Genomic DNA, 23,237 nt, shown 5'->3' with positions numbered 1-23,237 from the left:
CGTGCCGTGGTGTACGGTTCAGATTTTTTCCGACTTGCCGTGCATCACCATGATGGTTTGCTGCATCAGCGCGCACAGCGTTTCCCGGCCATCCTTGACGGCGAACACTTCGGCCTGCGTGACGATCAGGGTTCGGCCCGGGCGCACCACCTTGCCGCGCGCGATCAGTTTCTCGCCATCGGCTGGCGCCACCAGATTCATCTTGTATTCCACTGTCAGCACGGAAGCACCGTCCGGCACCATGCTCATGGCCGCGTAGCCGGCGGCCGAGTCCGCGATCATGCCCACCACGCCGCCATGCACAAAACCGTGCTGCTGCTCGATGCCGCTCCAGTGCGGCACGTGGATTTCCGTGCTGCCAAGCGCCACCACGGGCAGGCTGGCCTGGATCAGGGTCATGGCATTCTGCAAATCAAAACTGGCGCGGACTCTGTCGGCAAATTGCGGGTCGGGAAGACGGGACGTGCTCATGGGCTATACGCTTTCAGGGACGGAACGCTGTACTGTACCCGCTTATGCCTGTTCGCACCATGTTGCGGCGCTCGCCAGCTTGCATGGCGGATGCGGTAGTGACATCATGTCAATACCAGTTTCTTCGCTCCCACCTGCCCCCGCGAAAAGCAGGCTAGGCAGGAAAGGGAAAAACTGGTGGTGCAATCCATCACGCACCAGCTGGAAGTTCAATCAAGAAAGCTGGGCGAGGAATCGGCAGCCAGGCTGCGCCCGCACGAACGCCTGGCCGTGGCCCTGACCTTCATCCAGATCGCCGTCGCGCTGGCCGCCATCACGGTGCTGACGCGGCGCCGCTGGCTGCTGTGGGGCTCCGTGGGCGCTGCCGCGGCCGGCATACTGGCGGCCGGCAGCGCCTTCCTGCTGTAGACGCTGTCAGGCCGGTGGCACGACGCCGCTCCAGCCTGGCAGATAGCGCGCCTGCTGGCCGCGCGCCAGCTTCATCGCTTGCGCCAGTGCCTTGGGGAAATTCTTTTGCAGGCTTGCGGGCGCGATACGGCTGCGCAGGAAATCGGCCCACAGGAACTCGCTGAACGGCGTCACATCCTTGGCATAACCGCCTGCGCCGCGCAATTCGCCGGCCAGGCTGCGGTAAGGATCGTCGTGCAAACCGCTCAGGTGCCGGGGAATGGCGGAAAAATCGCGGCGCAAGCCTTCGTTGTCGTAGGGGTGCACCCACTGGTGGTGGTCCATTACATGCCAGAAGTGCAGCGGCTCCAGCCAGGACAAATCCTTGAGTATCATCAGGCTGACGGTTTTCACGCCTTCCTGGTGCAGCGCGAGGCCGAAATGGTGATGGTCGACGATGTAGTGGCGTCCTTCCGGGCCGATGATGCTGGGAAACCAGTGATCGGCCAGCGCCGCCGTCCGTGCCTTCCTGCCCAGGCTGGCCCAGTGCGCGCGCTTGAGCGCCACCTCAGCCATGCCGACCGTGATTTGCGTGGGCAGCAGCTTGTTCAGCCTTGCCTTGACCAGTTGCGGTTTCGCGCTTGTCATGCTATCTCCCCAGGTGCATCGCCTGGCCGCCAGCGTAGCATAGTCGCCGCTACTGTTCAGGCGTGGGGCAGTCCAGCAGTCGCACGGCCTCGGCCACGCTCAATTCACTGAGCAGCAGTGCCGGCCCGGCTTGGACAGCCAGCATGTCGCGCAAGGCCAGTTGCAGCACGCTGCAGGCCGGCTCCTTCAGCCGCGCCAGCGCCAGCGCCAGCCCCTGCTGACGCACAAACGCGGCAAAGTCGCGCAAGGCTTCGACGCTGCTGCCATCGAGGTCGGGCGACTCTTCCAGACTGAGGATTACCTTGCGCAGCGGACCGGCCCGCTCTTCCAGCATGGCACGCGCCAGGTGCAGGCTGCGCTCGGCGTTAACAAAGAACAGGGGTTCATCGAGACGCAGTATCAGCAGCTCCGGCTGCGGCCGGGCATCGCGATGCAGCGCCAGCTTGACGTAGTCGTGGCTGTTGCCCAGCCGCCCCAGCACGGACATGCCCGGCCGCGACAGGCGGCGCAGCATCAGCAGAAGGCTGATGGCGATGGCCACCAGCAAGCCGTCGAGGACACCGAACAGCAGCACGCCGGCAATCGCCGCCAGCACCAGCAGGCGGTCGCGGCGCCAGGCAAAGTATGGCTGCAAAGAAACAGGATTCAGGGTATGGCTGACCGCGTGGATGACCACGGCGGCCAGCACGGGTAGGGGCGTGAACGCCACCAGCGGCAGCAGGGTCAGCACGATCAGGCCTACCACGGCGGCGGCCACCAGGCCCGCCAGGCGCGAGGTGGCGCCCGCCGCCTCGTTGGCGGAGGTGGCCGAATAGCCGGCGCCCACCGGCATGGCTTGCAGCAATCCCGCCAACACATTCGCCGCGCCCAGCGCCAGCAAGTCGCGCTCGGGCGCCACAGGGTCGCCGTGCTTCAAGGCAAAACTGCGGATGGCGCCATACGATTCGGCATACAGGATCAGCGCCAGTGCAAACGCCAGCTCGGCCAGGCGCGTCCATTCCTCTTGCGTCAGGCGCGGCAGGACGGGCATGGCCAGGCTGACATCGATGGCGCCCACCAGGGCCACGCCGTGGCGAGGCAGATCCAGCCAGCGGCCTGCAATTATGCCCAGCGCAATGACGATCAGGCCGGCGGGCCAGCGCCGCCAGCACCGCAGCAGGAACAGCAACAGCAGGGCCGCCGCGCACAGGCCCGCGCCAACCCCGTTCCACTGCCCTGCCCGCGCCAGCAAGCCGGGCACCAGGTGCAGCATGTCGCCCTGCGGCGGCTGCACGCCCAGCACGCCGGGCAACTGTTTCACGATGATGACGATGGCCAGGCCGAAGGAAAAGCCCCGCAATACCGGCTTGGCGATGAATTGCGTGACGCTGCCCAGCCTGGCCACCCAGGCCAGCAGGAAAAATGCCCCCGTCAACATCACCAATCCCGCCATCAGCATGAGCCGGTGCCCCGCCGTACCGCCCGGCATGGACGCCATGGCGGCGGCCAGCACGGCGGCCGATGACGACGTGGCTGAAACGATGGCAAAGCGGCTCGTGCCCAGCACGCCATAGCAGAGCAAGCCCGCGAACAGGGCCAGGATACCCGCCTGTGGCGCCAGATTGCCGATGCTGGCATACGCCACCGCTTCCGGCAGCAGCAGGCCGGCGATCGACAGGCCGGCACTGACATCTTGCCAGCGGTTCAATTGCGTCGCAGCCGATGCGCTCATGGCGATGTTCCTGGTGGTGGCACTGGTCCACTCCATGATGCGGCAAAACCGCCGTTCCAGCCACATTTGCTTACATTTGAAACAAATATGCTGTGCACCAGCGGCCCCGGCGGCACGTTTGAGCAGGGTCACATCCCTGACCATCCACCTGGAGACTGCAATGAAAACCACCACTCTGTCCGCCATCCTCCTGATGACTCTTGCCTCGGCTACCGCCACCAGCTTTGCCGCAGAAACGACCTGGCAGAAAAACCATCCGCGCCGCGAACAGGTGAACAACCGCCTCGCGCATCAAAACGCGCGCATCCACAAGGAAGTCAAGGAAGGCGACATCACCAAAGGGCAGGCGGCCGCCCTGCACCGCGAAGACCGCAGTATCCGCCGCGAAGAGCGCAGTATGGCCAAGCTCGATAACGGCCATATCACCAAGGCGGACCAGCGCGCCCTGAACCAGCAGGAAAATGTGGTCAGCAAACAAATCGGCAAATAGCCTTGCCGTCCGTCCCTATCGCCCCCCTTGTTGTACGACGGGAACGGTCACCGCTGTCACCTGCGCAGCACTGCGGTGGTGGCATAGATGACGTTCCCGATCTGCTCATGGCGTCCCCTTTCCTGCAGCTTGGAGGCGCCGGACTGGGACGATAACGGGCGAAGGCTGGCCCCGGCGCGCCGGGCTGTGCGAAAATGCCCGCCTTCGCCATTGCCGGATTCTGCCCATGCCGCACGCTGTCATCGATACCCTTTGCGAGCGCGACGCCCGCCGCATCGCCCGCCATGCGCCGGCAGCCGACGCCGCCCGCTTTTTGCATCCGGCCCAGCAAGCCTTGCTGCACCGGCGCGGCTGGCTGACGATGCTGGCGCCGTGCAGCGCGGGCGGCGCCGAGCTGCCCTTGCCGCACGTGGTGCGCCTGGAAGAAGCCGTGGCCGGCGTCGACGGCAGCATGGGCTGGGTATTGACCCTGTGCGCGGGCGCGGGCTGGTTCGCGGGTTTTCTGGCCCCTGACATGGCGCGCAGCATCATCGGCACGCCCCGTGTCTGCCTGGGCGGCAGCGGAGCGGCCACGGGCTGCGCGGAAGAGGAAGGCGACGGCTACCGCATCACGGGCAGCTGGGATTACGCCAGCGGCGCGCCGATGGCCACGCATTTCACCCTGAACGCCCGGCTGCAGCGCGATGGCCAGCCCCTGCTCGATGCAGAAGGCAAGCCGCGCATCCGCGCCTTCCTGGTCCCTGCCGCGCTGGTGCAACTGGTGCCATCGTGGAACAGCATCGGCATGCGCGCCAGCGCCTCGCACAGCTACCGCATCGACGGCCAGTGGCTGAGCAAGGAACACGGTTTTACGATCAGCCCCGCAGCCGCGACGGCTGGCGGCCCCCTGTACCGCTACCCGTTTTACTCGCTAGCCTATGTGACCCTGGCCGCGAATATGGCCGGCATGGCCGGGCATTTCATGGAATTGGCCGAAGCATGCATGCGCCATCGCCGCCATGCGCGCGCCGGCTTGCCGCTGCTGGACGTGCCGGAAGTGGCCAACATGTTGCAGGACAGGAAAGATGCGTTCACCGCCGCCCGCACCCGCTACTACACCGTGCTGGACGACAGCTGGGCGCAAGTGGCTGCCGGCGCGGCGCTGGACGACGACGCCATGCAGGCCGTGCAAACCACTTCGCTGGCCCTGGTGGCCGTCTGCCGCGCGGCCGTCGACGCGTTGTATCCTTACTGCGGCCTGTACGCAGCCCGCGAAGACAGCACCATCAACCGCGTGTGGCGCGATTTTCATACGGCCAGCCAGCATACGCTGCTGCTGCCTTGACAGTGACGGCCTCGGCAACGCCGCGCAACAGCTTGCCCCCGGGCAGGCGCATGGCTGAAAAGGCTGGCGGGCGCCATGCGGGCCGGATTGCCTGATAAGATGGGGCATTGCTACTTCTCGCTCCCCCCTATCCATGCACGTCAACACGCTCAGCAGCCTGGCGCAACTTTTGGCCAGTGCCGAAACGGAAACCCTGGCCTTTCCCACCAGCATCAACACGGCCCTGCTCCTGCAAAAGGAACTGGCCAACCCGGATTGCCATTCGTCCGACATCAGCCGGCTGCTGCTGTGCGAACCGACCTTGTCGGCACGTGCCGTGGCGCTGGCCAATTCGGCCCTGTTCTCGCCGGGCCAGGCGCCCTCCATCACCAGCGTGCGCGCCGCCGTCGAACGGCTTGGCCACCGCAACCTGTATGCGCTGGCGACGGCAGCCGTGATCCGCCAGTTGAACGCCGGCATCCGCGACGAAGCCTTGCGCGCCCGGGCCACCCAGCTGTGGGCACACACCGTGCACGTGGCGGCGCTGGCGCATGCGCTGGCCGGCGCCGTCACGCACACGGATGCCGATACGGCCCTGTTCGCCGGCATCGTGCATGAAGTGGCCGGCTTTTACATGTTGGCCCAGGCCGACAAGACTCCGGGCCTGTACGCCCAGCTGGAAATCCAGATGGCATCCACCCTGGAAGTGATTGGCCGCGCGCTGATGCGCCAGTTGAACGTGCCGCTGCCCGTCGCTGATGCCGTCAATGCCTTGCCCGGCTCGACCATCATGCTGCCGCCCGAAGGCTTGCGCGATACCCTGCTGCTGGCCAAGGCGCTCGCGCCCGTGCCCTCGCCGCTACCGCAGGCCAACGTCACCGTCAGCGCTCCGCTGCAAGCCTACCTGGAGCACGATCCCGTGCTGCAGGCGCTGCGCACCGAGCCGTCGGCCGAAGCAAAGGGCCTGATCGAGGTACTGCTCAGCTGATAGCCGATCTGCTATGATGGCGCAGGCTGGGATAGACCCGGCCCGCTTTCATTGACGTCCACTGGAAAACTGCCTTGACTACCTCCTTACGCATGCTCGGCCTGGCCGCAGCTTTGACCATGGCGTGCAACGCCAACGCCGACAGCTTCGTTTCTTCGGCCTCCAGCGCCGGTTCCCAGTCGAGCGGCAGCATTTCCGATTCGCTCAACGGTTCGAGCAACAGCTCCTCGCGCGACAACAAGGTGGCCAATGGCCCTTACCGCATCATCGACGTGGCCGCCATGCCGGGCCGCGACGGCATGACGCGCCTGACGATGCAGGCCGATGCCACGGCAACGCCGCTGGTGCTGGACTTGCCGCAAGCGGCGCTCGACAAGCAGCAGCTGGCGCAGGGCGACATGGTGCATGCGCAAAACCGCGCCTACGGCATCGAATTCTCGCGCAACGACACGCGCGCCGCCTTCTTCCTCGTGCTGGCCGATGACTGGTACGGCGAACTGGCCACGCGTCCCGTCAGCCTTTGATCCCTCGTTTGACCTCGCGTCACCTGGCGCGGCTGCTGGCCTGCTGCGCCACCCTGGTCCTGGCTGGCACCGCCCAGGCAGCTACTTCGCTCGCCTCATCGCGCTTTTGCGACCGCGCACAGGAACTCACGGCCACGGAGCAGGATCGCCTGTTGCGCTTTGCCGCCGTGGTGCGCGAGGAGCTGGCCGCCAGCGAAGGCAGCGTGGCCCTGATCAGCCGCTCCGGCCTGGACCTGGCCCGCTTCGGCATCCGCTATTCGCACGCTGCGCTTGCCTGGCGTCATGACGATGACAAGGGCTGGTCCGCGCGCCAGCTCTACTACGCCTGCGACGAAGGCCGCCCGCGCATCTTCGACCAGGGCACGGCCGGTTTCGCCATGGGTACGGACAATCCCTCACTCGGCTACATCTCTGTCGTGAAACTGCCTGCGGAAACCGTGCCGCCCCTGCGCCGCGCCCTGCTCGACCCGGTGCGCGTGCAGCAGTTGCTGGCTGGCCGCTACAGCGCCAACGCCTATGCGTTCAGCCTGAAATACCAGAATTGCAATCAATGGGTGGTGGAATTGCTGGCCGCCGCCTGGGGCGAGCTGGCCGAGGGCAGCGATTTGCGCGCGCGCGCCCAGGACTGGTTGCGCGCCGCGCCGTATGCGCCCGCCCCCGTCGACGTGGGCGCGCGCTGGCTGATGCTCGGTTCGATTTTCGTCCCCCTGGTACATATGGACGACCACCCGCAGGAGGCCATCGGCACGATGCAGCTGGCAGTGAGCCTGCCGGCAAGTCTGGAAGCGTTCGCGCGCCAGCGCCTGCCCGCCAGCGAACGCGTGGAAATCTGCCACGACGGCAAGCAGGTGGTGGTGCACCGGGGCTGGGAACCGATCGCCGACGGCTGCGTGCCCGGAGCAAACGACCGGATCATCGCCCTCGATTAGTTAGGTATCCGCGTCGAGCGCTTCGCCAATCGCGTAAAAGCGCCCGCCCGCGATATAGTGCAGGCTGCGCCAGGATGGATCGGCCTCCTCGAAATGCCAATGCCCGTCGCGAAACACGCGCGTATCGGCCCAGGCACCCACCACCTCCCCGATGAACAGATCATACGCAGCCTGGTTGTGCGGCTCGGGAATCAAACGGCAGGCCAGCCAGGCGGAGCAGCCCGCCACGAACGGTAAATCAAAGCCTGCCATGTGAAACAGCTGCACGCCGGCGCGCGCCAGCTTGTCGGGCTGCGCGTCGAGGCTGTGCGTGCCCACGGCATGCGTCAGTTGCAGCTGCGCCGCCGTCGGCACCTGGATGACAAACGTGCCACTGCTCTCGACCAGCGCGCGCGTGCGCGTGGCCTTGTCCAGCACCACGGTCAGTTTCGGTGGCGCAAAATCGAGGGCGCAAGCCCAGGCGGCGGCCATGACGTTGTCGATGCCAGCATGGCGGGCCGAGACGAGGATGGACGGGCCGTGGTTGAGCAGGCGATAGGCTTTTTCCAGTGGCACGGGGGCGATATGACCATGTTCAGGCTCCTCGTTTTTCAGGGACAGGTGCATATCCCACTGGTCGATGCCTGGCCCGAAGCCGTCCGGCGTCACTTTAACTGTCTCAAAACCGAAGCGCGCATAAAAACCCTGCGTGTGCTGGCTGGTATTCATGCTCACGCCGGCGACTCCCGGCACGGCACGGATGGCGTCCAGGCGCGCCTGCGTCAGCGCGCGGCCCAGTCCCTGCCCATGCAGATCCTGCGCCACCATGCCCCAGCACAGGCTGGCAACGGCGCCGCCCGCGTCCAGCGCATGGCCGCCGCAGGCGACGATGCGCGCGTCACCATCGACGATGCGCTCGATGACCAGATACGGGTGCGTCGATGTATCGAGCCAGGCGGCAAAGCCGGCGCGCTCCGAGAGGTCGAAAAAACGCGGCGTATTGCCATCGAAGAGGGCCAGGCAGCTATCGCGGTCACTGGCCCGGTAAGGACGTACTGTCTGCATTGCTATCCTTTCAAAAACAGGAAGGGAAATTAGTCGGCTCCGCCCTTCACAGCAGATGTTCCGACGTCACCACATGCACGCCTGGCGCAGCGGCGATGGCAGCCTCCAGCAAGGCACGGGCGATGCGCGGTGCGGGATTGATGCGCCAGCGGCGCGGCAGCACGGGGCCCAGCACACGCAGGAGGCGCAAGGCGGCGCCCTCGCCCGCCCGGGCCACGTCGCGCTCGCCGCCGATCAGGCCGGGGCGCACATGCGTGAGGGAGGCAAAGCCCTGCGCTTCCAGGTCGCGTTCCAGCTCGCCCTTGACCCGGTTGTAGAAGTAGCGCGAAGCGGCGTTGGCGCCGGCGGCGGAGTTGAGCGCATACGTGCGCGTGCCGGCCGCCAGTGCCAGGCGCGCCACGGCCAGGGGATAGTCGTGGTCGACGCGCATGAACATCTGCCGCGTGCCGGCCACCTTCATGGTCGTGCCCAGGGTGCAGATGACGGCATCCGCCTGCCACCAGGGCGCGTCGGGCGGCAAGCGGTCGAAGTCGACGACGGGCGCTTCCAGTTTTGGATGCGCCGGCAAAGCCTTGCGCGCTGGCGCCACGACCTTGCTGACGCGGGCATCCATCAGCGCCAGGCGCAGTACTTCGCGGCCCACCAGGCCGGTGGCGCCTATCAGTATCAGTTTCATTCCTTCTCCCCGCATGCTCGACGCCACACGATACAGCATCTGATGCCCCTGTACCCGCCTGTGCGTCAGGCGCCTGCGTGCGTGTGATAGATTTTGCTGACGATGCTCCACTCGCCTTGCACCTTGAGCAGGTTGAAAAAGTCGGTGAAGCGGAAACCCGAGATATCATCCGTGTCGACGCGCGCACTGGCGGCCGTGCCCACGATATCGACGCGCACGATGGCCGCCTGCGCCTGCGGCGATGGCCGGAAGGCACTGTCGATGATCTCGAACAGGCCCTCGATAGGCCCGCCCGTCAGCTTATCTTCGCCATCGACGCCGAAAATGGTGGCCTGGCTGCTGAAAGCCGGGCGCATGATGCTGCTGTCGGCCTGCGCGCCGCCCGCATTGTATTGATTCAGCACGGCGACAATCGCCTGGTAATCCTACACATAAGTGGTGTTGTTCATGTTGCGCTCCCTGGGTGGGTGAAAAAGAAATCAGTATGGGCTTGCGGGCCAGTCGGTGTAGCCATGGGCGCCACGACCGTAGTACGCCTCGCGCGGCGCCACGGCCAGCGCCACGCCATCGTCGTCCATGCGGCTGCGCGTCAGCGGCGCCATGACGATGCGGTTCGCCAGGGCGAGCGCACCCAGTTTGACGGGAGAAAACAAATCGCTTTCATGCTGCTCGATCATCGTATTGCTTTCATGTTCTGTGAGAAAAAACCGAAATAACTGACCGGTCGTCTAATTTGTGATTAAAAAAACGGCTACGACAGCAGCCGTTGCGTGGTCACCATCGCCGAGTCGAACGGCCCGCCGCTCCGGGCGACCTTGACCATCAGGGAAGCGCCCAGCCACAACTGGTAAAGGGACTCCGCCAGCATCCGCGCCGGTGTCGTCGTCGCCACGGAACCGTCGAGATGGCCAGCTTCCACGCCCAGCGTCAGGCGTTCCAGGATGGCGCCCGTGCCTCGCTGCAGCACGGCGCCCATGTCCACCGACAAGTCGCACACTTCGGCACCCAGCTTGACCACCAGGCATTTGCCTTCCGGCGCGCTGCTTGCCTGGGTCGCGCTCCAGTTGTCAAAATAGGCCAGCAGGCGCTCACGGGCATTGCCAGGCCCCGCCAGCAAGGCGTCGACCGTCTGCAGATAGCTGCTGAAATAATCGTCGAGCAAGGCTTGCCCAAACTCTTCTTTCGACTTGAAATAATAGTAAAAGGAACCTTTCGGCACGCCGGCCGCCGCCACCAGTTCCGCCAGGCCCACGGCCGTGTAGCCCTTCTCTGCCATCAGTGCCTTGGCGATATCGATCAGGTGCTGGCGCATGTCAGCGGAGGATTTTTTGCTCATGCGACCAGTATAGCAACAAATCTGACCGATCGTCTAGTAAACGATATTCGCCTCTGGCATCACCCCAGGCGCAGCGCCAATGCCGCGAGGGTCACCAGCAGCACGGGCACGGTCAGCACGATGCCGACACGGAAATAGTAGCCCCAGGAAATGTGGATATCCTTGCTGTCGAGCACATGCAGCCACAGCAAGGTAGCCAGGCTGCCGATAGGCGTGATCTTCGGCCCCAGGTCGCTGCCGATGACGTTCGCGTAGATCATTGCTTCGCGCACAGCTCCCTGCGCCGTCGTGGGGTCGATGGCCAGCGCGCCCACCAGCACCGTCGGCAGGTTGTTCATCACGGAAGATAATAACGCCGTCAGCACGCCCGTGCCCATGGCCGCGCCCCACACGCCGTACTGCGCAAAGTGATTCAGCATGCCCGTCAGGTAAGCCGTCAAGCCCGCATTGCGCAAGCCATACACGACCAGATACATGCCGAGCGAAAAGACAACGATATGCCACGGCGCATGGCGGATCACGTGGCGTGTGGAAATCACGTGGCCCTTGGCCGCCACGCCCAGCAGCAGTGCGGCGCCGGCGGCGGCGATCAGGCTGATCGGCACGCCGAGGTGTTCCTGGGAAAAAAAGCCCACCAGCAGCAGCGCCAGCACCGCCCAGCCGGCGCGGAAGGTGGCCAGGTCGCGAATGGCGGCGTCCGGGCGTTTCAGCTGCGCCACTTCATAGTCGCGTGGAATATCCTGGCGGAAGAAGAGCAGCAAGGCCGCCAAGGTTGCCAGCACGGCGACGACGTTGACGGGCACCATCACAGAAGCGTACTCGGCAAAGCCGATCTTGAAGAAATCGGCCGAGACGATATTCACCAGGTTCGACACCACCAGCGGCAAGCTGGCCGTGTCGGCGATGAAACCGGCCGCCATCACGTAGGCCAGCGTGGCCCTGGTGGAAAACTTCAGCGCCCGCAACATGGCGATGACGATGGGCGTCAGGATCAGCGCGGCCCCATCGTTGGCGAACACGGCGGACACGGCGGCGCCCAGCAAGACCAGCAAGACAAACAACTTGCGCCCGCTGCCGTCGCCCCAGCGCGCCACGTGCAAGGCGGCCCATTCAAAGAAGCCGGCCGCGTCCAGCAGCAGGCTGATGATGATCACGGCGACGAAGGTGCCGGTGGCGTTCCATACGATATGCCAGACGACGGGGATGTCGCCCCAGTGGATCACGCCGGCCAGCAAGGCGACGCAAGCGCCGATGACGGCGCTCCAGCCGATACCCAGGCCGCGCGGTTGCCAGATGACGAGGATCAGGGTAGCGAGAAAGATGAGGAAAGCGGTCAGCATGCGGCTATGGTCCCGTGCGATGCGGCATCGCGGGCACCATGCGCCGCAGCCTGTGAATGTCAACAATAATTCCATAATACTGGAATTATTGAATGGATGCAAAGGCTGCGGCGAAGCTGCCCTATTTCAGTGCGATGGCGATATCGCTCAATCCCACCGTCCCATTGCCGATAGCCGACAGGGCCGGCGTGGCCGCACCGCCGCTCAGCACCGCCGCCCCCGTCGCCAGGTCGATGCGGTACAGCGAGCTGGGGCCGCCGGCCGCCGTGCGCAGGACCGCCAGCGCCAGCCCGTTGGCGCCGCCCGCGATATCGAAGCCTACGTCGCCCGCCACGGCGACACCGAGCGCGCCCGGCAGCCCCACATTGGCCAGGGTGCCGTCATTCGGCGGGTTTTGCAGCGCGAGACTGGCGCTTGCCGTGTCGATATCGAACAGCATGGTCGTCACCGTGCCCGCAAAGCTGTTGGTATAGGCCGCAGCCGTGACGACAGGCGCCGCACCCGCGCGGTTGATGGCGCCATCGGTGGTGGTGCCGCCCGTATCGACATTGATGCGGAGGCTTTGCCCCGTGTTACCGATCACGCGCAGGCGGTCGGCGACAGGGTTGAAATCCACGCCAAAGGCAGTGCCGGCGATGGCCGTGTATGGTGCGCTGCTGTCCGCCGCGTCGGCCGCCAGCGTCGCCTTGACGGTGACGGCGCCCGTAGCCGGGTCGATGGTGACGATACGGCCCGTCGAGGATATCCCGTACAGCAGGCCATCCTTGGGACGAATGTCAAAGCCCAGCAGGCGCTCGCCCGCCGCCAGGCCCGTGACGGCCACGTTGGCATCGAGCGTGTTTGGCGTAGCCGTCTTGAAGGTGACGACGCGGCCATCGTCCGTCAAACCGTAGGCGACGGGCGCCGCCAGCGGCGTCAAGGCGATGCCGCGCAGCTCTTCCGTCACGCCGATGGCCGCTACCAGGGTCGCCGGGGCGCTGGCCGCCGCCAGGTTGACGCTGTACAGATTGCGCGCACCGGCCACCGTCATGACGGCGTAGCCCGTGTTCGTGCGCGCATCGATGTCGAAACCGGCCACCGCCGTGGCGGTGACGCCCAGCGGCACGGCGCCGGCCAGGGTGCCGTTGTTCGGCGGATTTTGCGTGTACAGGGTGGCGTTGACCCCATCGATGACAAATAAAGTGGTGCTGGCCGTTCCCGCGAAACTGTTGGTATAGGCGGCAGCCGTGATGGCGGTGCTGGCCACGCCGCCATTGATGTTGCCATCCGTGGTGGTGGCGCCCGTATCGACATTGATGCGCAGGCTCTGGCCCGTGTTGCTGACGATGCGCAGGCGGTCGGCGACGGGGTTGAAATCGACGCCAAATTCCGTGCCGGCCAGCGCCGTGTAGGGCGCCGTGGTGTCGGCTGCATCGGCCGCCAGGCTGGCTTTCACGGTGGCGGCGCCCGTGCTGCCATTCAAGGTGTAGATGCGGCCCGTGCTGCCAACGCCATACAGCTGGCCATCGGCGGGCCGGAAATCGATGCCCAGCAGGTTTTCCCCCGCCTGCAAGCCCGTCACGGTGACCGCGCTGCGAATGGTGCCCGGCGCGGCGCGGTCGAACGACAACAGTTTGTTGCTGGCCGTTAGCACAAACACGTCGCCCGTGACGACCGCTGGCGGCGGTGGCGGCGGAGGCGTGACGACGACATCATCGTGGCTGTCGCCGCCCCCGCAGGCGGACAAGGTGATGGCGACGGCGGAAGCGAGCAACAGCTTGGCAAATGGCAAGGATGGCAGTGTGGACATGAGCGTGACTCCGGTAAGTGAGTGAATGGAAGTGCCGCCCAAGCCGCTGTTGCAGCGAGCGCACCCCGGTACTACCCCCCATGCGCGCTTTTGGATGCAGCGGTGGAAAAAAAGTGTCACCACCGCCGTATTTGATTGTCGTTAAGCAACATAATCGATGTATAGTCGCAGGCACGATTGAAACAGGGGGCAGGACAGTGGCGCGCATCTTTCAGACCAACAACATGGCCGAAGCCGACTTGCGGGTGGCCATCGTGCCGCGCGGCAACGCCGACTTGTTCGTGCACCGCGTTGCCAGCCTGGGCCTGGCGCATGGCGACGCGCAGTGGTTCATCACCCGTGAGCGCCAGGATGCCACGGCCAGCGTGTATTTCACCTCGCAAGGCTTTGCGCATCTGACCATCTGTTTTGTCGACCAGGCCAGCGAAGCAGGCTGGGCCAGGCCACATCGGTACAAGGGCTGCCTGTCGCACGGCGGCGCCTGACATCAGGCGGAGGAGCGCGTCATGGATTTGATTTTGCCGGAACCCGCCAACCCTGACCTCGTGTTCGGCAAGGCGCCGAACGACGGCAGCAGTGGCAACGATGCCATCTGGGGCGATGGCGCCACATTCCAGGATAGGACGAACTGCATCGAACTGGTTTCGCTGCACCAGGTCCAGGGCATACAGCTGCAGTTAACGACAGACGTCAGCAACGCGGCGCGCACCCAGGGGCGCCCCGTCATCGCCATCGCCCTGCGCGACGCCCTGATCAGCGAAATCGAGTTGCAAACCCATCCCAATGACATGCCGACCGAGCAGTTCAAGCTGCGCTTGACGGAAAGCCTCTGGACCTACAGCCTGCACCAGGCGGACGGCCAGCCTGCAGCCGAACACACGACGGGCTGGAGCCTGGCGCGCAAGCGATCGATCGGGGCATGTACGGGCCAGGCCCGCGCAGCAACTACTCTTCCAGCCCTCCCCCCAGCGCCTTGTACAGGGCCACGGCCGACTTGAACTGGTCGCGCCGCACGTCGAGCAAGGTTTGCTGGGCCGCATAGGACTGGCGCTGCGCATCCAGCAATTCCAGGCGACTGTCCTGGCCCGCGTCGTAGCGCAGCTGCGACAGACGCTGGCGCTGCTGCGCCGCCACCACCACGCGCTGCTGCGCATCGATTTGCTGCGCATACGTGGCGCTGCCGGCCAGGCCGTCGCGCACGTCGCGAAACGCCGCCTGGATCGCTTGCTCGTACTGCAGCACGGCCACGTCCTTGCGCAGGCGCGACAGTTGCAGCTCCGCGCGCAGCTGGCCGCCCTGGAACAGGGGCTGGGTGATTTGCGGCGCGAACGACCAGCTGCGCGCGCTGCCACGGAACAGGTCACCGAGCTCCGGGCTGGCCATGCCCAGCGACGCCGTCAAGGATAGACGGGGGAAGAAGGCGGCGCGGGCGGCGCCGATTTCCGCATTTGCCGCCACCAGCGTGTACTCGGCTTGCAAAATATCGGGCCGGCGCACCAGCAAGTCCGACGGCAGCCCGGGGGGCAGCTGCGTCAGCACGGGCTGGCCGTCGAGTGCGCGGCCGGCCGGCAAATCTGCTGGCAGGGGCGCGCCCAGCAGCAGCTCCAGGTTGTTGCGCGCCAAGGCGCTGGCCCGCTCCCGGGCCTGCACATCCGCTTCCGCCGTGGCGGCCTGCCCTTCGGCCTGCGCCACGTCCAGGCCACTGCCCTGCTGCGCGCCGTGCAGGCGCTGCGTCAAGATCAAAGCCTGGCGCCAGTCGGCCAGGGTTTGCCGGGCCAGCGCCAGTTGCTCTTCCGCCAGCCGCTGTTCCAGGTAGGCATCGGCCACGGCCCCGATCAAGGCCATGTGCGCGGCGCGCTGGCCCTGCTGCGTGGCCAGGTAGCGGGCAAACGCGGCGTCCGACAGGGAACGCAGGCGGCCGAACAGGTCGATCTCGAACGCGCTCATGGCGATGCCCGAAGTGAACTGATTCTGTGTCACCGCATCGGTGCCGCGCTGGCGCACACCGCCCGCATTGGCGCCGATGGCCGGAGTGCGGCCCGCATCCTGGATCTGGTACTGGGCCCGCACGGCTTCCACGTTGAGCGAGGCCACGCGCAAGTCGCGGTTGTTTTCCAGTGCGATGTCGACCAGGCGCTGCAGGCGCGCATCGAGCAGCATCTGGCGCCAGCCCAGGTCGGCCGCAGTGTCAGCCATGCCTGGCGCCACTGTCGGCGTCGCCTCATAACTGGCGGGAATGGGCGGCGCCGGCTTGACCAGCGGCGGCGTCAAGGAACACGCCGACAAGGCCAGCGCAGCCAGCGGCGTAATAAAAAATAAACGCATTACAACTCTCCTTCCACCGCCTTGACGGCGATGCGATTACTGCGTTTGTTGAAGTACCTGCCCATCTTGTCCACGGCGCCCAGCACCACGACAAAGAACACGGGCACGAAGAACACGGCCAGCACGGTGGCGGTGATCATGCCGCCGAACACGCCCGTGCCGATTGCATGCTGCGTCTCGGCGCTGGCGCCCGTGGCCAGCATCAGCGGCACGACGCCCAGCGCGAACGCCAAAGACGTCATCAGAATCGGGCGCAGACGCAAGCGGGCCGCTTCCACTGTCGCTTCGACCAGCCCCTTGCCCTGCGCCTGCAACTGGCGCGCATATTCGACGATCAAAATGGCATTCTTCGCCGACAGGCCGATGATCGTGATCATGCCCACCTTGAAGAACACATCGTTCGGCATGCCGCGCACCATCACGGCCAGCACGGCGCCAAGCAATCCCAGCGGCACCACCAGCATCACGGAGACGGGAATCGACCAGCTTTCATACAGGGCCGCCAGCACGAGGAAGACCACCAGCATCGACAGCGCCATCAGCATGGGCGCCTGCGAGGCCGATTCCTTCTCTTGCAGCGACTGTCCCGTCCACGCCAGCGTGAAGCCGGGCGGCAGCTGTTTCACCAGACGTTCCATTTCCAGCATGGCGTCGCCGCTGGACACGCCGGGCGCCGCGCTGCCCGAAATGCGCGCCGCCGGATAACCCTGGTAGCGCACCAGTTGCAGCGGCGATTCGCTCCACACGGGGCGCACCAGCTCGCCCAAGGCCACCATGCCGCCCGCGTTGTTGCGGATGCGCAAGGCCAGCACGTCGTTCAACTGCATGCGCGCGGCAGCATCGGCCTGGATGATCACTTGCTGCATGCGGCCAGCATTCGGGAAATCATTGACATAGGTCGAGCCCATGGCCGCCGTCAGCATGTCGGCGATGGCTGTAAATGACACGCCCAATGCCTCGGCCTTGGTGCGGTCGATATCGAGGCGCACGCTGGCGCCGGGCGGCAAGCCGTCCGGATACACGCCCGCCACCTTGCTGCTTTGCGCGGCCAGGCCCAGCAACTGGTTCTGCGCCGCCTGCAAAGCGTTGATACCCTGGTTGGCGCGGTCTTGCAGGCGCAGGGAAAAGCCGGACGAGTTGCCCAGTTCATCGATGGCGGGCGGCATCAGGCTCATGATCACGCCCTCCTTCGCCTGCGACATGGCGGCCTGCGCCAGCGCCACTTCTTCCTGCGCCGTGGCGCCCTTGCGCTCTTTCCAGTCCTTCAGCATGGTGAACGCCAGGCCCGCATTCGGTCCCGCGCCGGAAAAGCTGAAGCCGAGGATCGATTGATTCACCTCAATGCCGGGTCGCGTGGCCACGTGCTGCTCATACAGTTTGACGACATCGAGCGTGCGCTCCATGGTGGCGTCGGACGGCAGCTGGATCGAGGTGATGAAATAGCCCTGGTCTTCCTCGGGCAAAAAGGCCGATGGCAGCTGCATGAAGGCCACGCCCAGCGCCGCGACGATGGCGCCATACAGCACCATCGAACGGCCGGCGCGTTTCAGCATCGCCACCACGCCCTTTTCATAGCGGGCCGTCATGCGCTCGAACTGGCGGTCGAACCACAGGAAAAATCCCTTTTTATCGTGGTCGTGCAGGCCGATCGGTTTCAGCATGGTGGCGCACAGGGCCGGCGTCAGGGTCAGCGCCAAAAACGCCGAAAACAGGATCGACACGGCCATGGCCAGCGTAAACTGGCGGTAGATGGCGCCCACGGAACCGCTGGCCAAGGCCATGGGGATGAACACGGCAGTCAGCACCAGGGTGATGCCGACCACGGCGCCCGTGATTTCGCGCATCGCTTTCGACGTCGCTTCTTTTGGCGACAAGCCTTCGGTGGCCATCAGGCGCTCCACCGCCTCCACGACCACGATGGCGTCATCGACGATGATGCCGATGGCCAGCACCATGCCGAACATGGTCAGTACGTTGACCGAATAGCCGGCCAGGAGCATCACCGTAAAAGTGCCCATCAGGGCAATCGGCGCGACGATGGCGGGAATCAGGGTGTAGCGTATCTTTTGCAGGAACAGGTACATGACAAGGAACACCAGCACCATCGCTTCCAGCAAGGTGACGATGACCTTTTCAATCGAGATTTTCACGAACGGCGCCGTGTCGAACGGCACCGAGTACTTGATCCCGGCAGGCATGGTGTGCGCCAACTCGGCCATGCGCGCACGCACGGCGGCCGCCGTCTGCACGGCGTTGGCGCCCGGCGACAGCATGATGGCGGCGCCAGACGCGGCTTGTCCGTTTTCGCGGATGCTGAAGTTGAAGCTTTGCGCCCCCAAGGACACGCGCGCCACGTCGCCAATCGTCACTTTCGAGCCATCCGCATTCGCGCGCAGCACGATGGCGGAAAATTCGGCCGGCGTTTGCAGCTGGCCCTGCACCGTCAGCGGAATGGTGACACGCTGGCCTTCGACGGCGGGCGAGTCGCCCAGGCGGCCCGGGGCAATCTGCGCATTTTGCTGCGCGATGGCGGCCGTCAGCTCGCCCATGGCGATGTTGTACGATACCAGCTTGGCCGGATCGACCCAGATGCGCATGGCCCGCTCGGAGCCGAACAGCTGCACTTTGCCCACGCCGGGAATGCGGCGCAGTTCTTCCGTCACGTTGCGCGCCAGGTAGTCGCCCAGCGCCACTTCATCGTGCTGGCCATTCTCGGAGATCAAACTGACGATCATCAAAAAGCCCGACGACGCAGATTCCACCGTCAGGCCATTTTGCCGCACGGCTTGCGGCAGGCGCGGTTCGATGGCTTTCAGGCGGTTTTGTACATCCACCTGCGCCATTTCCGGATCGGTGCCGGGCTGGAAAGTGACGGTGATCGAGGCCGAACCCGACGTATCGGTGGACGACTCGAAATACAGCAGGTGCTTGACGCCAGACAGCTCGCGTTCAATCAGGCCCACCACGGAATCGTTCATGGTTTGCGGCGTGGCGCCAGGGTAGTTGGCGCTGATGCTGACGCTAGGCGGCGCCACGGAAGGAAAGCGCGCAATCGGCAATTGCGGTATGGCGATCAGTCCGAACAGGACGATGAAGACCGCCACCACCCACGCAAAGACGGGGCGGTTGATGAAAAATTGAGGCATGTGATTAAACCACTTTCAGTAAGTACACTTTCAATGCGTACGGGTCAGCGCACGGCGCTGACGGGAGGTGCTTTGGCAACGGCGGCGGCGCGCTTCCACGGTTGGGGCGCGGCGGTGGCGCCTGGCTGCAGGCGTTCCTGGCCTTCGATGACGACGGTTTCACCGGCCTTCAATCCGCCGTTGACCACATACTGGTGCTCGACCACGTCGCCCACGGCAATCGGTTTCAGGCTGGCTTTGTGCGTGCCATCGAGCACCCAGGCCTGCGCCTGGCCATCGCTGCTGCGCAAGACGGCTTGCTGCGGCACGAGCACGCCATTTGCCTGCACGGCGCGGGCGATGCGGGCACGCACGAACATGCCCGGCAAGAGCTGGCGCTGCGGATTGTCGACCAGCACGCGGATGACGGCGTCGCCCGTGCCCGCATCGACGCTGATGCCCGAGAACAGGATGCGCCCCGTCACGGGATGCGGCTGGCCGTCCGCGCCCAGGATCGTCACGGGCAGCTTGTCAGCGCCTCCGTTGCCTGAGGCTTGCAGCGCTGCCAGCGCGGCGGCTGGCTGGCGCACGTCGACATACACCTTGTCGATTTGCTGGATGCGCGCCATCGGCGTTGCATCGGCAAGGCCCACGAGCGCGCCTTCGGTCACCAGTTCGGAGCCGATGCGCCCGGCAATCGGTGCCTCGATACTGGCAAAGGCCAGGTCCAGGCGGCGGCGCGCGAGGCTGGCCCGCGCCTGCGCCACGGTGGCCACGGCTTGCTCGCGCTGGGCAACTGCATCGTCATATGCCTGGCGGCTGATGGCGTCCGCCTCCACCAGCGGTTTCAAACGGTCGGCCTGGCTGCTGGCGCGGTTCGCCGTGGCCACCGCATGCTGCAGGGCGGCGGCGGCCGAATCGACTTCCGCCTGGAACGGCGCGGGGTTGAGCTGGAACAGCTTCTGCCCCGCCTTCACTTCGGCGCCCTGCTCGAACTGGCGACGCAGCACGATGCCGCCCACCTGCGGGCGGATATCGGCCGTGCGGAAGGCGGCCACGCGGCCCGGCAATTCGTCGCTGAGGACCACGGGCGCCGCTTGCAGCTTGAGCACCGTCACGGCGGCGGGCGGTGCGGCGCCTTCTTCCGGCGCGGGTTTGGAACAGGCGGCAAGGCTGAGCAGTGCCGCGGCGATGAATATGTTTTTCCTGGTGAGGTACTTTACTGGCATGACTTTTCTCTATGGCGGATCCCAACCGGCGGTCCGGTCGACAGATAAGCGCAGCATAAAAGCCTTGCGTGGATGTTTCGTCAAAGAAATGTGGAGATTCGATGGAGAGCGCGAAGAATGCTAGACTATTTATATGAACTATCATCACAGCGCCACGCAGCCCTCGTTTCTTGCCACCATACCCCCTTCCGCCCTCGTCCTGATCGCTGAAGATGAACCGCAAATCGCCCGCATCCTCGCCGGTTACCTGGAGCGAGATGGCTACCGCACGGCCTTCGCCCTGGACGGCCAGGAAGCGCTGCAGCAGCACCTGGCGCTGGCGCCGGACCTGCTGCTGCTCGACGTGCAAATGCCCAAGGTCGATGGCTGGGGCGTGCTGACGGAAGTGCGGCGGCGCGGCGAAACGCCCGTCATCATGCTCACGGCGCGCGACCAGGATGCGGACAAGCTGGCCGCCCTGCGCGTGGGCGCCGACGACTACATCATCAAGCCCTTCAATCCAGCCGAAGTGGTGGCGCGCGTGGCGGCCGTGCTGCGCCGCTCGCGCGTGCGCCACCACCCGGTGGGCGGCCAGCGCCTGCGCTGCGGGGCCATCGAAATCGACCAGGAAACGTATGTGGCCAGCGTGCTGCGCGAAGGCGCGCCCCAGCCCCTCATGCTCAGCCTGACGCTGACGGAATTTCGCCTGCTGGCCCACCTGGCGCGCACGCCGCGGCGCGTCTGCAGCCGCCTGGAATTGCTGGAGTCGTGCATGCCCGAGAGCAATTCGCTGGAACGCACGGTGGACAGCCATGTCAGCAAGCTGCGCAAGAAGCTCGAGGAAGCGGGCGTCATGAACATGCCGGCCAGCCTGCGCGGCGTAGGTTACCGGCTGGAAAGCGACTGATGCGCTTCACAGGCTTGAACCGGCAGATCGTGCTGTCGATGTCCGTGCTGATGGTCAGCAGCATCCTGCTCATCTGGATGGGTTCATGGATCTTCTTTGCCGTCGCCTTCAAGATCGACCCCAACATGCTGTCCGAACCCGACGACTGGTCGCCCAGTACCGTCGAGTGGCTGTGGATCTTCGCCATCACCATCTTCGGCTTGCTGCTGGCCGCGTTTTTCGCCATCAAACTCGCTTCGCGCATCCTGAAACCCATCAATTCGGTGATGGACAGCGTGCGCCGCGTGGCGCATGGCGACCTGTCCGCGCGCGCCTTCGCGGGCGACCGCAGCCTGGGCGAGACGGCCATGCTGGTCGATGACTTCAACAGCATGGCCGAGCGCCTGCAGCGGGCGGCCAAGGAAAGCGAGACGTGGAATGCCGCCATCGCGCACGAACTGCGCACGCCCGTGACCATCCTGCGCGGCACCTTGCAGGGTGTGGTCGACGGCGTCTTCAAGCCCGAAGAAGTGCCGTTTTCCAGCCTGCTATCGCAAGTCGAGGACCTGGGCCGCCTGATCGAGGACTTGCGCACCCTGAGCCTGGCCGACAGCGGCTACATGCAGCTGCGCATGGCGTGGACGGACCTGACGCTGGAAATCGAGGAAGTGGGCCGCCTGCTGGCGCCGGACATGGAAGCGGCCGGCTTTTCCCTGCAGTTGCACCTGTCCGACCATCCCGTCTGCTGCGACGCCGCGCGCATCCGGCAAATCGTGCTGGCCCTGCTCGACAACGCGCGCCGCTATGCGCATCCGGGCCTGCTGCGCCTGCGCACCCGCGTACAGGCCGGCCAGTACTACCTGAGCGTCGAGGATGCGGGTCCCGGTATTGCCGAGGAACTGGCGCCGCACGTGTTCGAGGCGTTCCGCCGCGGCGACAGCGCGCGTGTCGACCTGAACGCGGGCAGCGGCCTGGGGCTGGCCGTGGTCGAAGCCATCGCCCGCGCCCATGGCGGCAGCGCGGTGTGCACGCGCGGCAAGGCGGGCGGCAGCCTGTTTACGATCAAGTGGCCGGTCGAGCATGGCGCGCCGCCGGCCACCGGCTGACTACACCGGCGGCGCACGCAGCATGTCGACAAAGGCGCGCAATACGGCCGGCATCTGCCGCCTGCTGGGGTAATACAGGAAGTAACGGGACGGCGGCGGCAAGCAGCGCTCCAGCACATTGACCAGGCGCCCCGCCGCGATATCGGCGCGCGCATCGGCCTCGTACACATACGCCAGTCCCGCGCCATCGCGGGCCGCGCGCAGCATCAGCTCATCATCGTCGAATACCAGCGGACCGCTGACGGCGATGCTGACGGCTTCCCCCTCCTGCCCGAACTCCCACGCATACTGGCGCCCGCTGGGAAAACGCCGACCGATACAGGCATGCTCCAGTAGCACGTGCGGCGTGGCCGGTGCGCCATGCGCAGCCAGGTAGGCGGGCGACGCCACCACCAAGAACGGTTGCGGCGCGCCCACAGGCACGGCAATCATATCGGCCGCCACCTGCTCGCCGAAGCGGATGCCCGCGTCAAAACCGTCGCGCACGATATCGATCATGCCGTCATCGGTAACCAGTTCCACTTGCACGCGCGGATAGCGGGCCACAAAACAGCTCAGCATGGGCGCCAGCAGCAGCCGCGCGGCCGGACGGGGCACGTTCAGGCGCAGCTTGCCTGCAGGCACATCCTGCAAGGTGCTCAGGTCCAGCAAGGCATCATCGATTTCGCGCATGGCCGGCGCCAGGCGCGCCAGCAACTGCTGCCCCGCCTCGGTCGGCGTGACGCTGCGCGTGGTGCGGTTCAGCAGGCGCACGCCCAGGCGCTCTTCCAGCGTGCGCAGCGCATGGCTCAGGGCCGAGGCGGACACGCCCCGTTCGAGGGCCGCCTTGCGAAAGCTGCGCAGGCGGGCGACGGCGGCAAAGGCCGTCAATTCATTCAGGTCAGCCATGATGGAGGAAAAAGATTAATGAGCCATATTCAGTAATACATGCAGAATAAGTGATCTTATCGC

General features: G+C 65.5%; 23 protein-coding genes and 2 pseudogenes. 10 read left to right on the top strand and 15 right to left on the bottom strand.

The window, feature by feature from the left end; translation table 11 throughout:
- Nucleotides 1-18: 18 nt before the first annotated feature.
- Nucleotides 19-471, bottom strand: coding sequence for a PaaI family thioesterase (locus CLU92_RS05350; protein ID WP_101481040.1), 453 nt, complete (start codon nt 469-471; stop codon nt 19-21).
- Between the two features lie 159 nt (nt 472-630).
- On the opposite strand from CLU92_RS05350, the pseudogene CLU92_RS05345 reads away from it, so the two are divergent.
- Nucleotides 631-879, top strand: a pseudogene (locus CLU92_RS05345) (DUF4337 family protein); the annotation flags it as partial.
- A 6-nt stretch (nt 880-885) separates the two neighbouring features.
- Here the strand turns inward: CLU92_RS05345 and CLU92_RS05340 are convergent.
- Together CLU92_RS05340 and CLU92_RS05335 are read right to left on the bottom strand one after the other, a co-directional pair.
- The gene (locus CLU92_RS05340; RefSeq protein ID WP_101481038.1) at nt 886-1,506 is read right to left on the bottom strand and encodes a ParB-like protein; all 621 of its coding nucleotides are present in this window, start codon (nt 1,504-1,506) and stop codon (nt 886-888) included.
- Nucleotides 1,507-1,555: 49 nt separating this feature from the next.
- Complete coding sequence (locus tag CLU92_RS05335; protein WP_101484506.1) at nt 1,556-3,217, bottom strand: SulP family inorganic anion transporter; 1,662 nt, start codon at nt 3,215-3,217, stop codon at nt 1,556-1,558.
- A gap of 160 nt (nt 3,218-3,377) precedes the next feature.
- Between CLU92_RS05335 and CLU92_RS05330 the strand changes: the two genes are divergently transcribed.
- From CLU92_RS05330 to CLU92_RS05310, 5 genes are all read left to right on the top strand, one after another.
- Nucleotides 3,378-3,707 carry a hypothetical protein gene (locus tag CLU92_RS05330; RefSeq protein ID WP_101481037.1) on the top strand — a complete coding sequence of 110 codons (330 nt, stop codon included), beginning with the start codon at nt 3,378-3,380 and terminating at the stop codon, nt 3,705-3,707.
- A gap of 226 nt (nt 3,708-3,933) precedes the next feature.
- On the top strand, nt 3,934-5,031 hold the full coding sequence (locus CLU92_RS05325) for an acyl-CoA dehydrogenase (RefSeq protein ID WP_101481036.1): 1,098 nt from the start codon (nt 3,934-3,936) through the stop codon (nt 5,029-5,031).
- Nucleotides 5,032-5,164: 133 nt separating this feature from the next.
- Entirely contained in the window at nt 5,165-5,998 is an 834-nt protein-coding gene (locus tag CLU92_RS05320) for an HDOD domain-containing protein (RefSeq protein ID WP_257560982.1), read from the top strand.
- A gap of 92 nt (nt 5,999-6,090) precedes the next feature.
- Entirely contained in the window at nt 6,091-6,522 is a 432-nt protein-coding gene (locus CLU92_RS05315) for a hypothetical protein (protein WP_101481035.1), read from the top strand.
- 8 nt (nt 6,523-6,530) lie between these two features.
- On the top strand, nt 6,531-7,451 hold the full coding sequence (locus CLU92_RS05310) for a DUF2145 domain-containing protein (RefSeq protein ID WP_101481034.1): 921 nt from the start codon (nt 6,531-6,533) through the stop codon (nt 7,449-7,451).
- On the opposite strand, the gene CLU92_RS28140 is transcribed toward CLU92_RS05310, so the two are convergent.
- The 8 genes and pseudogenes from CLU92_RS28140 to CLU92_RS05275 form a co-directional block, all read right to left on the bottom strand.
- Nucleotides 7,452-8,057 carry a flavin reductase family protein gene (locus CLU92_RS28140; RefSeq protein WP_257562364.1) on the bottom strand — a complete coding sequence of 202 codons (606 nt, stop codon included), beginning with the start codon at nt 8,055-8,057 and terminating at the stop codon, nt 7,452-7,454.
- Nucleotides 8,058-8,495 (bottom strand): annotated as a pseudogene (locus CLU92_RS28135) (GNAT family N-acetyltransferase); the annotation flags it as partial.
- A gap of 46 nt (nt 8,496-8,541) precedes the next feature.
- Nucleotides 8,542-9,171, bottom strand: coding sequence for an NAD-dependent dehydratase (locus tag CLU92_RS05300; protein WP_101481032.1), 630 nt, complete (start codon nt 9,169-9,171; stop codon nt 8,542-8,544).
- Between the two features lie 65 nt (nt 9,172-9,236).
- Nucleotides 9,237-9,584, bottom strand: a complete 348-nt coding sequence (locus CLU92_RS05295; protein WP_257562362.1) for a nuclear transport factor 2 family protein — start codon at nt 9,582-9,584, stop codon at nt 9,237-9,239.
- Between the two features lie 66 nt (nt 9,585-9,650).
- The gene (locus tag CLU92_RS28130; RefSeq protein WP_257560981.1) at nt 9,651-9,848 is read right to left on the bottom strand and encodes a hypothetical protein; all 198 of its coding nucleotides are present in this window, start codon (nt 9,846-9,848) and stop codon (nt 9,651-9,653) included.
- Between the two features lie 74 nt (nt 9,849-9,922).
- Nucleotides 9,923-10,507, bottom strand: a complete 585-nt coding sequence (locus tag CLU92_RS05285) for a TetR/AcrR family transcriptional regulator (RefSeq protein ID WP_218973447.1) — start codon at nt 10,505-10,507, stop codon at nt 9,923-9,925.
- Nucleotides 10,508-10,566: 59 nt separating this feature from the next.
- On the bottom strand, nt 10,567-11,847 hold the full coding sequence (locus CLU92_RS05280; RefSeq protein ID WP_101481031.1) for an arsenic transporter: 1,281 nt from the start codon (nt 11,845-11,847) through the stop codon (nt 10,567-10,569).
- 121 nt (nt 11,848-11,968) lie between these two features.
- Nucleotides 11,969-13,636, bottom strand: coding sequence for a DUF4394 domain-containing protein (locus CLU92_RS05275; RefSeq protein WP_257560980.1), 1,668 nt, complete (start codon nt 13,634-13,636; stop codon nt 11,969-11,971).
- A gap of 197 nt (nt 13,637-13,833) precedes the next feature.
- Between CLU92_RS05275 and CLU92_RS05270 the strand changes: the two genes are divergently transcribed.
- Complete coding sequence (locus CLU92_RS05270; RefSeq protein ID WP_101481030.1) at nt 13,834-14,121, top strand: DUF6150 family protein; 288 nt, start codon at nt 13,834-13,836, stop codon at nt 14,119-14,121.
- 21 nt (nt 14,122-14,142) lie between these two features.
- Complete coding sequence (locus tag CLU92_RS05265) at nt 14,143-14,634, top strand: hypothetical protein (protein ID WP_180338436.1); 492 nt, start codon at nt 14,143-14,145, stop codon at nt 14,632-14,634.
- Here the strand turns inward: CLU92_RS05265 and CLU92_RS05260 are convergent.
- Genes CLU92_RS05260 through CLU92_RS05250 form a run of 3 tightly spaced genes read right to left on the bottom strand, consistent with a single transcriptional unit; the run spans nt 14,582 to nt 20,315 of the window.
- Nucleotides 14,582-15,961 (bottom strand): efflux transporter outer membrane subunit, encoded by a 1,380-nt coding sequence (locus CLU92_RS05260; RefSeq protein ID WP_101481029.1) that lies wholly within the window; start codon nt 15,959-15,961, stop codon nt 14,582-14,584. The genes CLU92_RS05265 and CLU92_RS05260 overlap by 53 nt on opposite strands.
- Nucleotides 15,961-19,107 (bottom strand): efflux RND transporter permease subunit, encoded by a 3,147-nt coding sequence (locus tag CLU92_RS05255; RefSeq protein ID WP_101481028.1) that lies wholly within the window; start codon nt 19,105-19,107, stop codon nt 15,961-15,963. Before CLU92_RS05255 ends, CLU92_RS05260 begins: the two co-directional genes overlap by 1 nt.
- A gap of 44 nt (nt 19,108-19,151) precedes the next feature.
- Nucleotides 19,152-20,315, bottom strand: a complete 1,164-nt coding sequence (locus CLU92_RS05250; RefSeq protein WP_101481027.1) for an efflux RND transporter periplasmic adaptor subunit — start codon at nt 20,313-20,315, stop codon at nt 19,152-19,154.
- A 133-nt stretch (nt 20,316-20,448) separates the two neighbouring features.
- Here CLU92_RS05250 and CLU92_RS05245 point away from each other — a divergent pair, with 133 nt between their 5' ends.
- Together CLU92_RS05245 and CLU92_RS05240 are read left to right on the top strand one after the other, a co-directional pair.
- Complete coding sequence (locus CLU92_RS05245) at nt 20,449-21,201, top strand: response regulator (protein ID WP_101481026.1); 753 nt, start codon at nt 20,449-20,451, stop codon at nt 21,199-21,201.
- Nucleotides 21,201-22,286, top strand: coding sequence for an ATP-binding protein (locus tag CLU92_RS05240; protein WP_101481025.1), 1,086 nt, complete (start codon nt 21,201-21,203; stop codon nt 22,284-22,286). Before CLU92_RS05245 ends, CLU92_RS05240 begins: the two co-directional genes overlap by 1 nt.
- On the opposite strand, the gene CLU92_RS05235 is transcribed toward CLU92_RS05240, so the two are convergent.
- Nucleotides 22,287-23,174 carry a LysR family transcriptional regulator gene (locus CLU92_RS05235; RefSeq protein WP_101481024.1) on the bottom strand — a complete coding sequence of 296 codons (888 nt, stop codon included), beginning with the start codon at nt 23,172-23,174 and terminating at the stop codon, nt 22,287-22,289.
- Nucleotides 23,175-23,237: the final 63 nt, after the last annotated feature.

Source organism: Janthinobacterium sp. 61, from assembly GCF_002846335.1.
GTDB lineage: Bacteria > Pseudomonadota > Gammaproteobacteria > Burkholderiales > Burkholderiaceae_D > Janthinobacterium.
The sequence above is the reverse complement of the archived record's forward strand: the minus strand, read 5'-3'. Positions and strand labels throughout refer to the sequence as shown.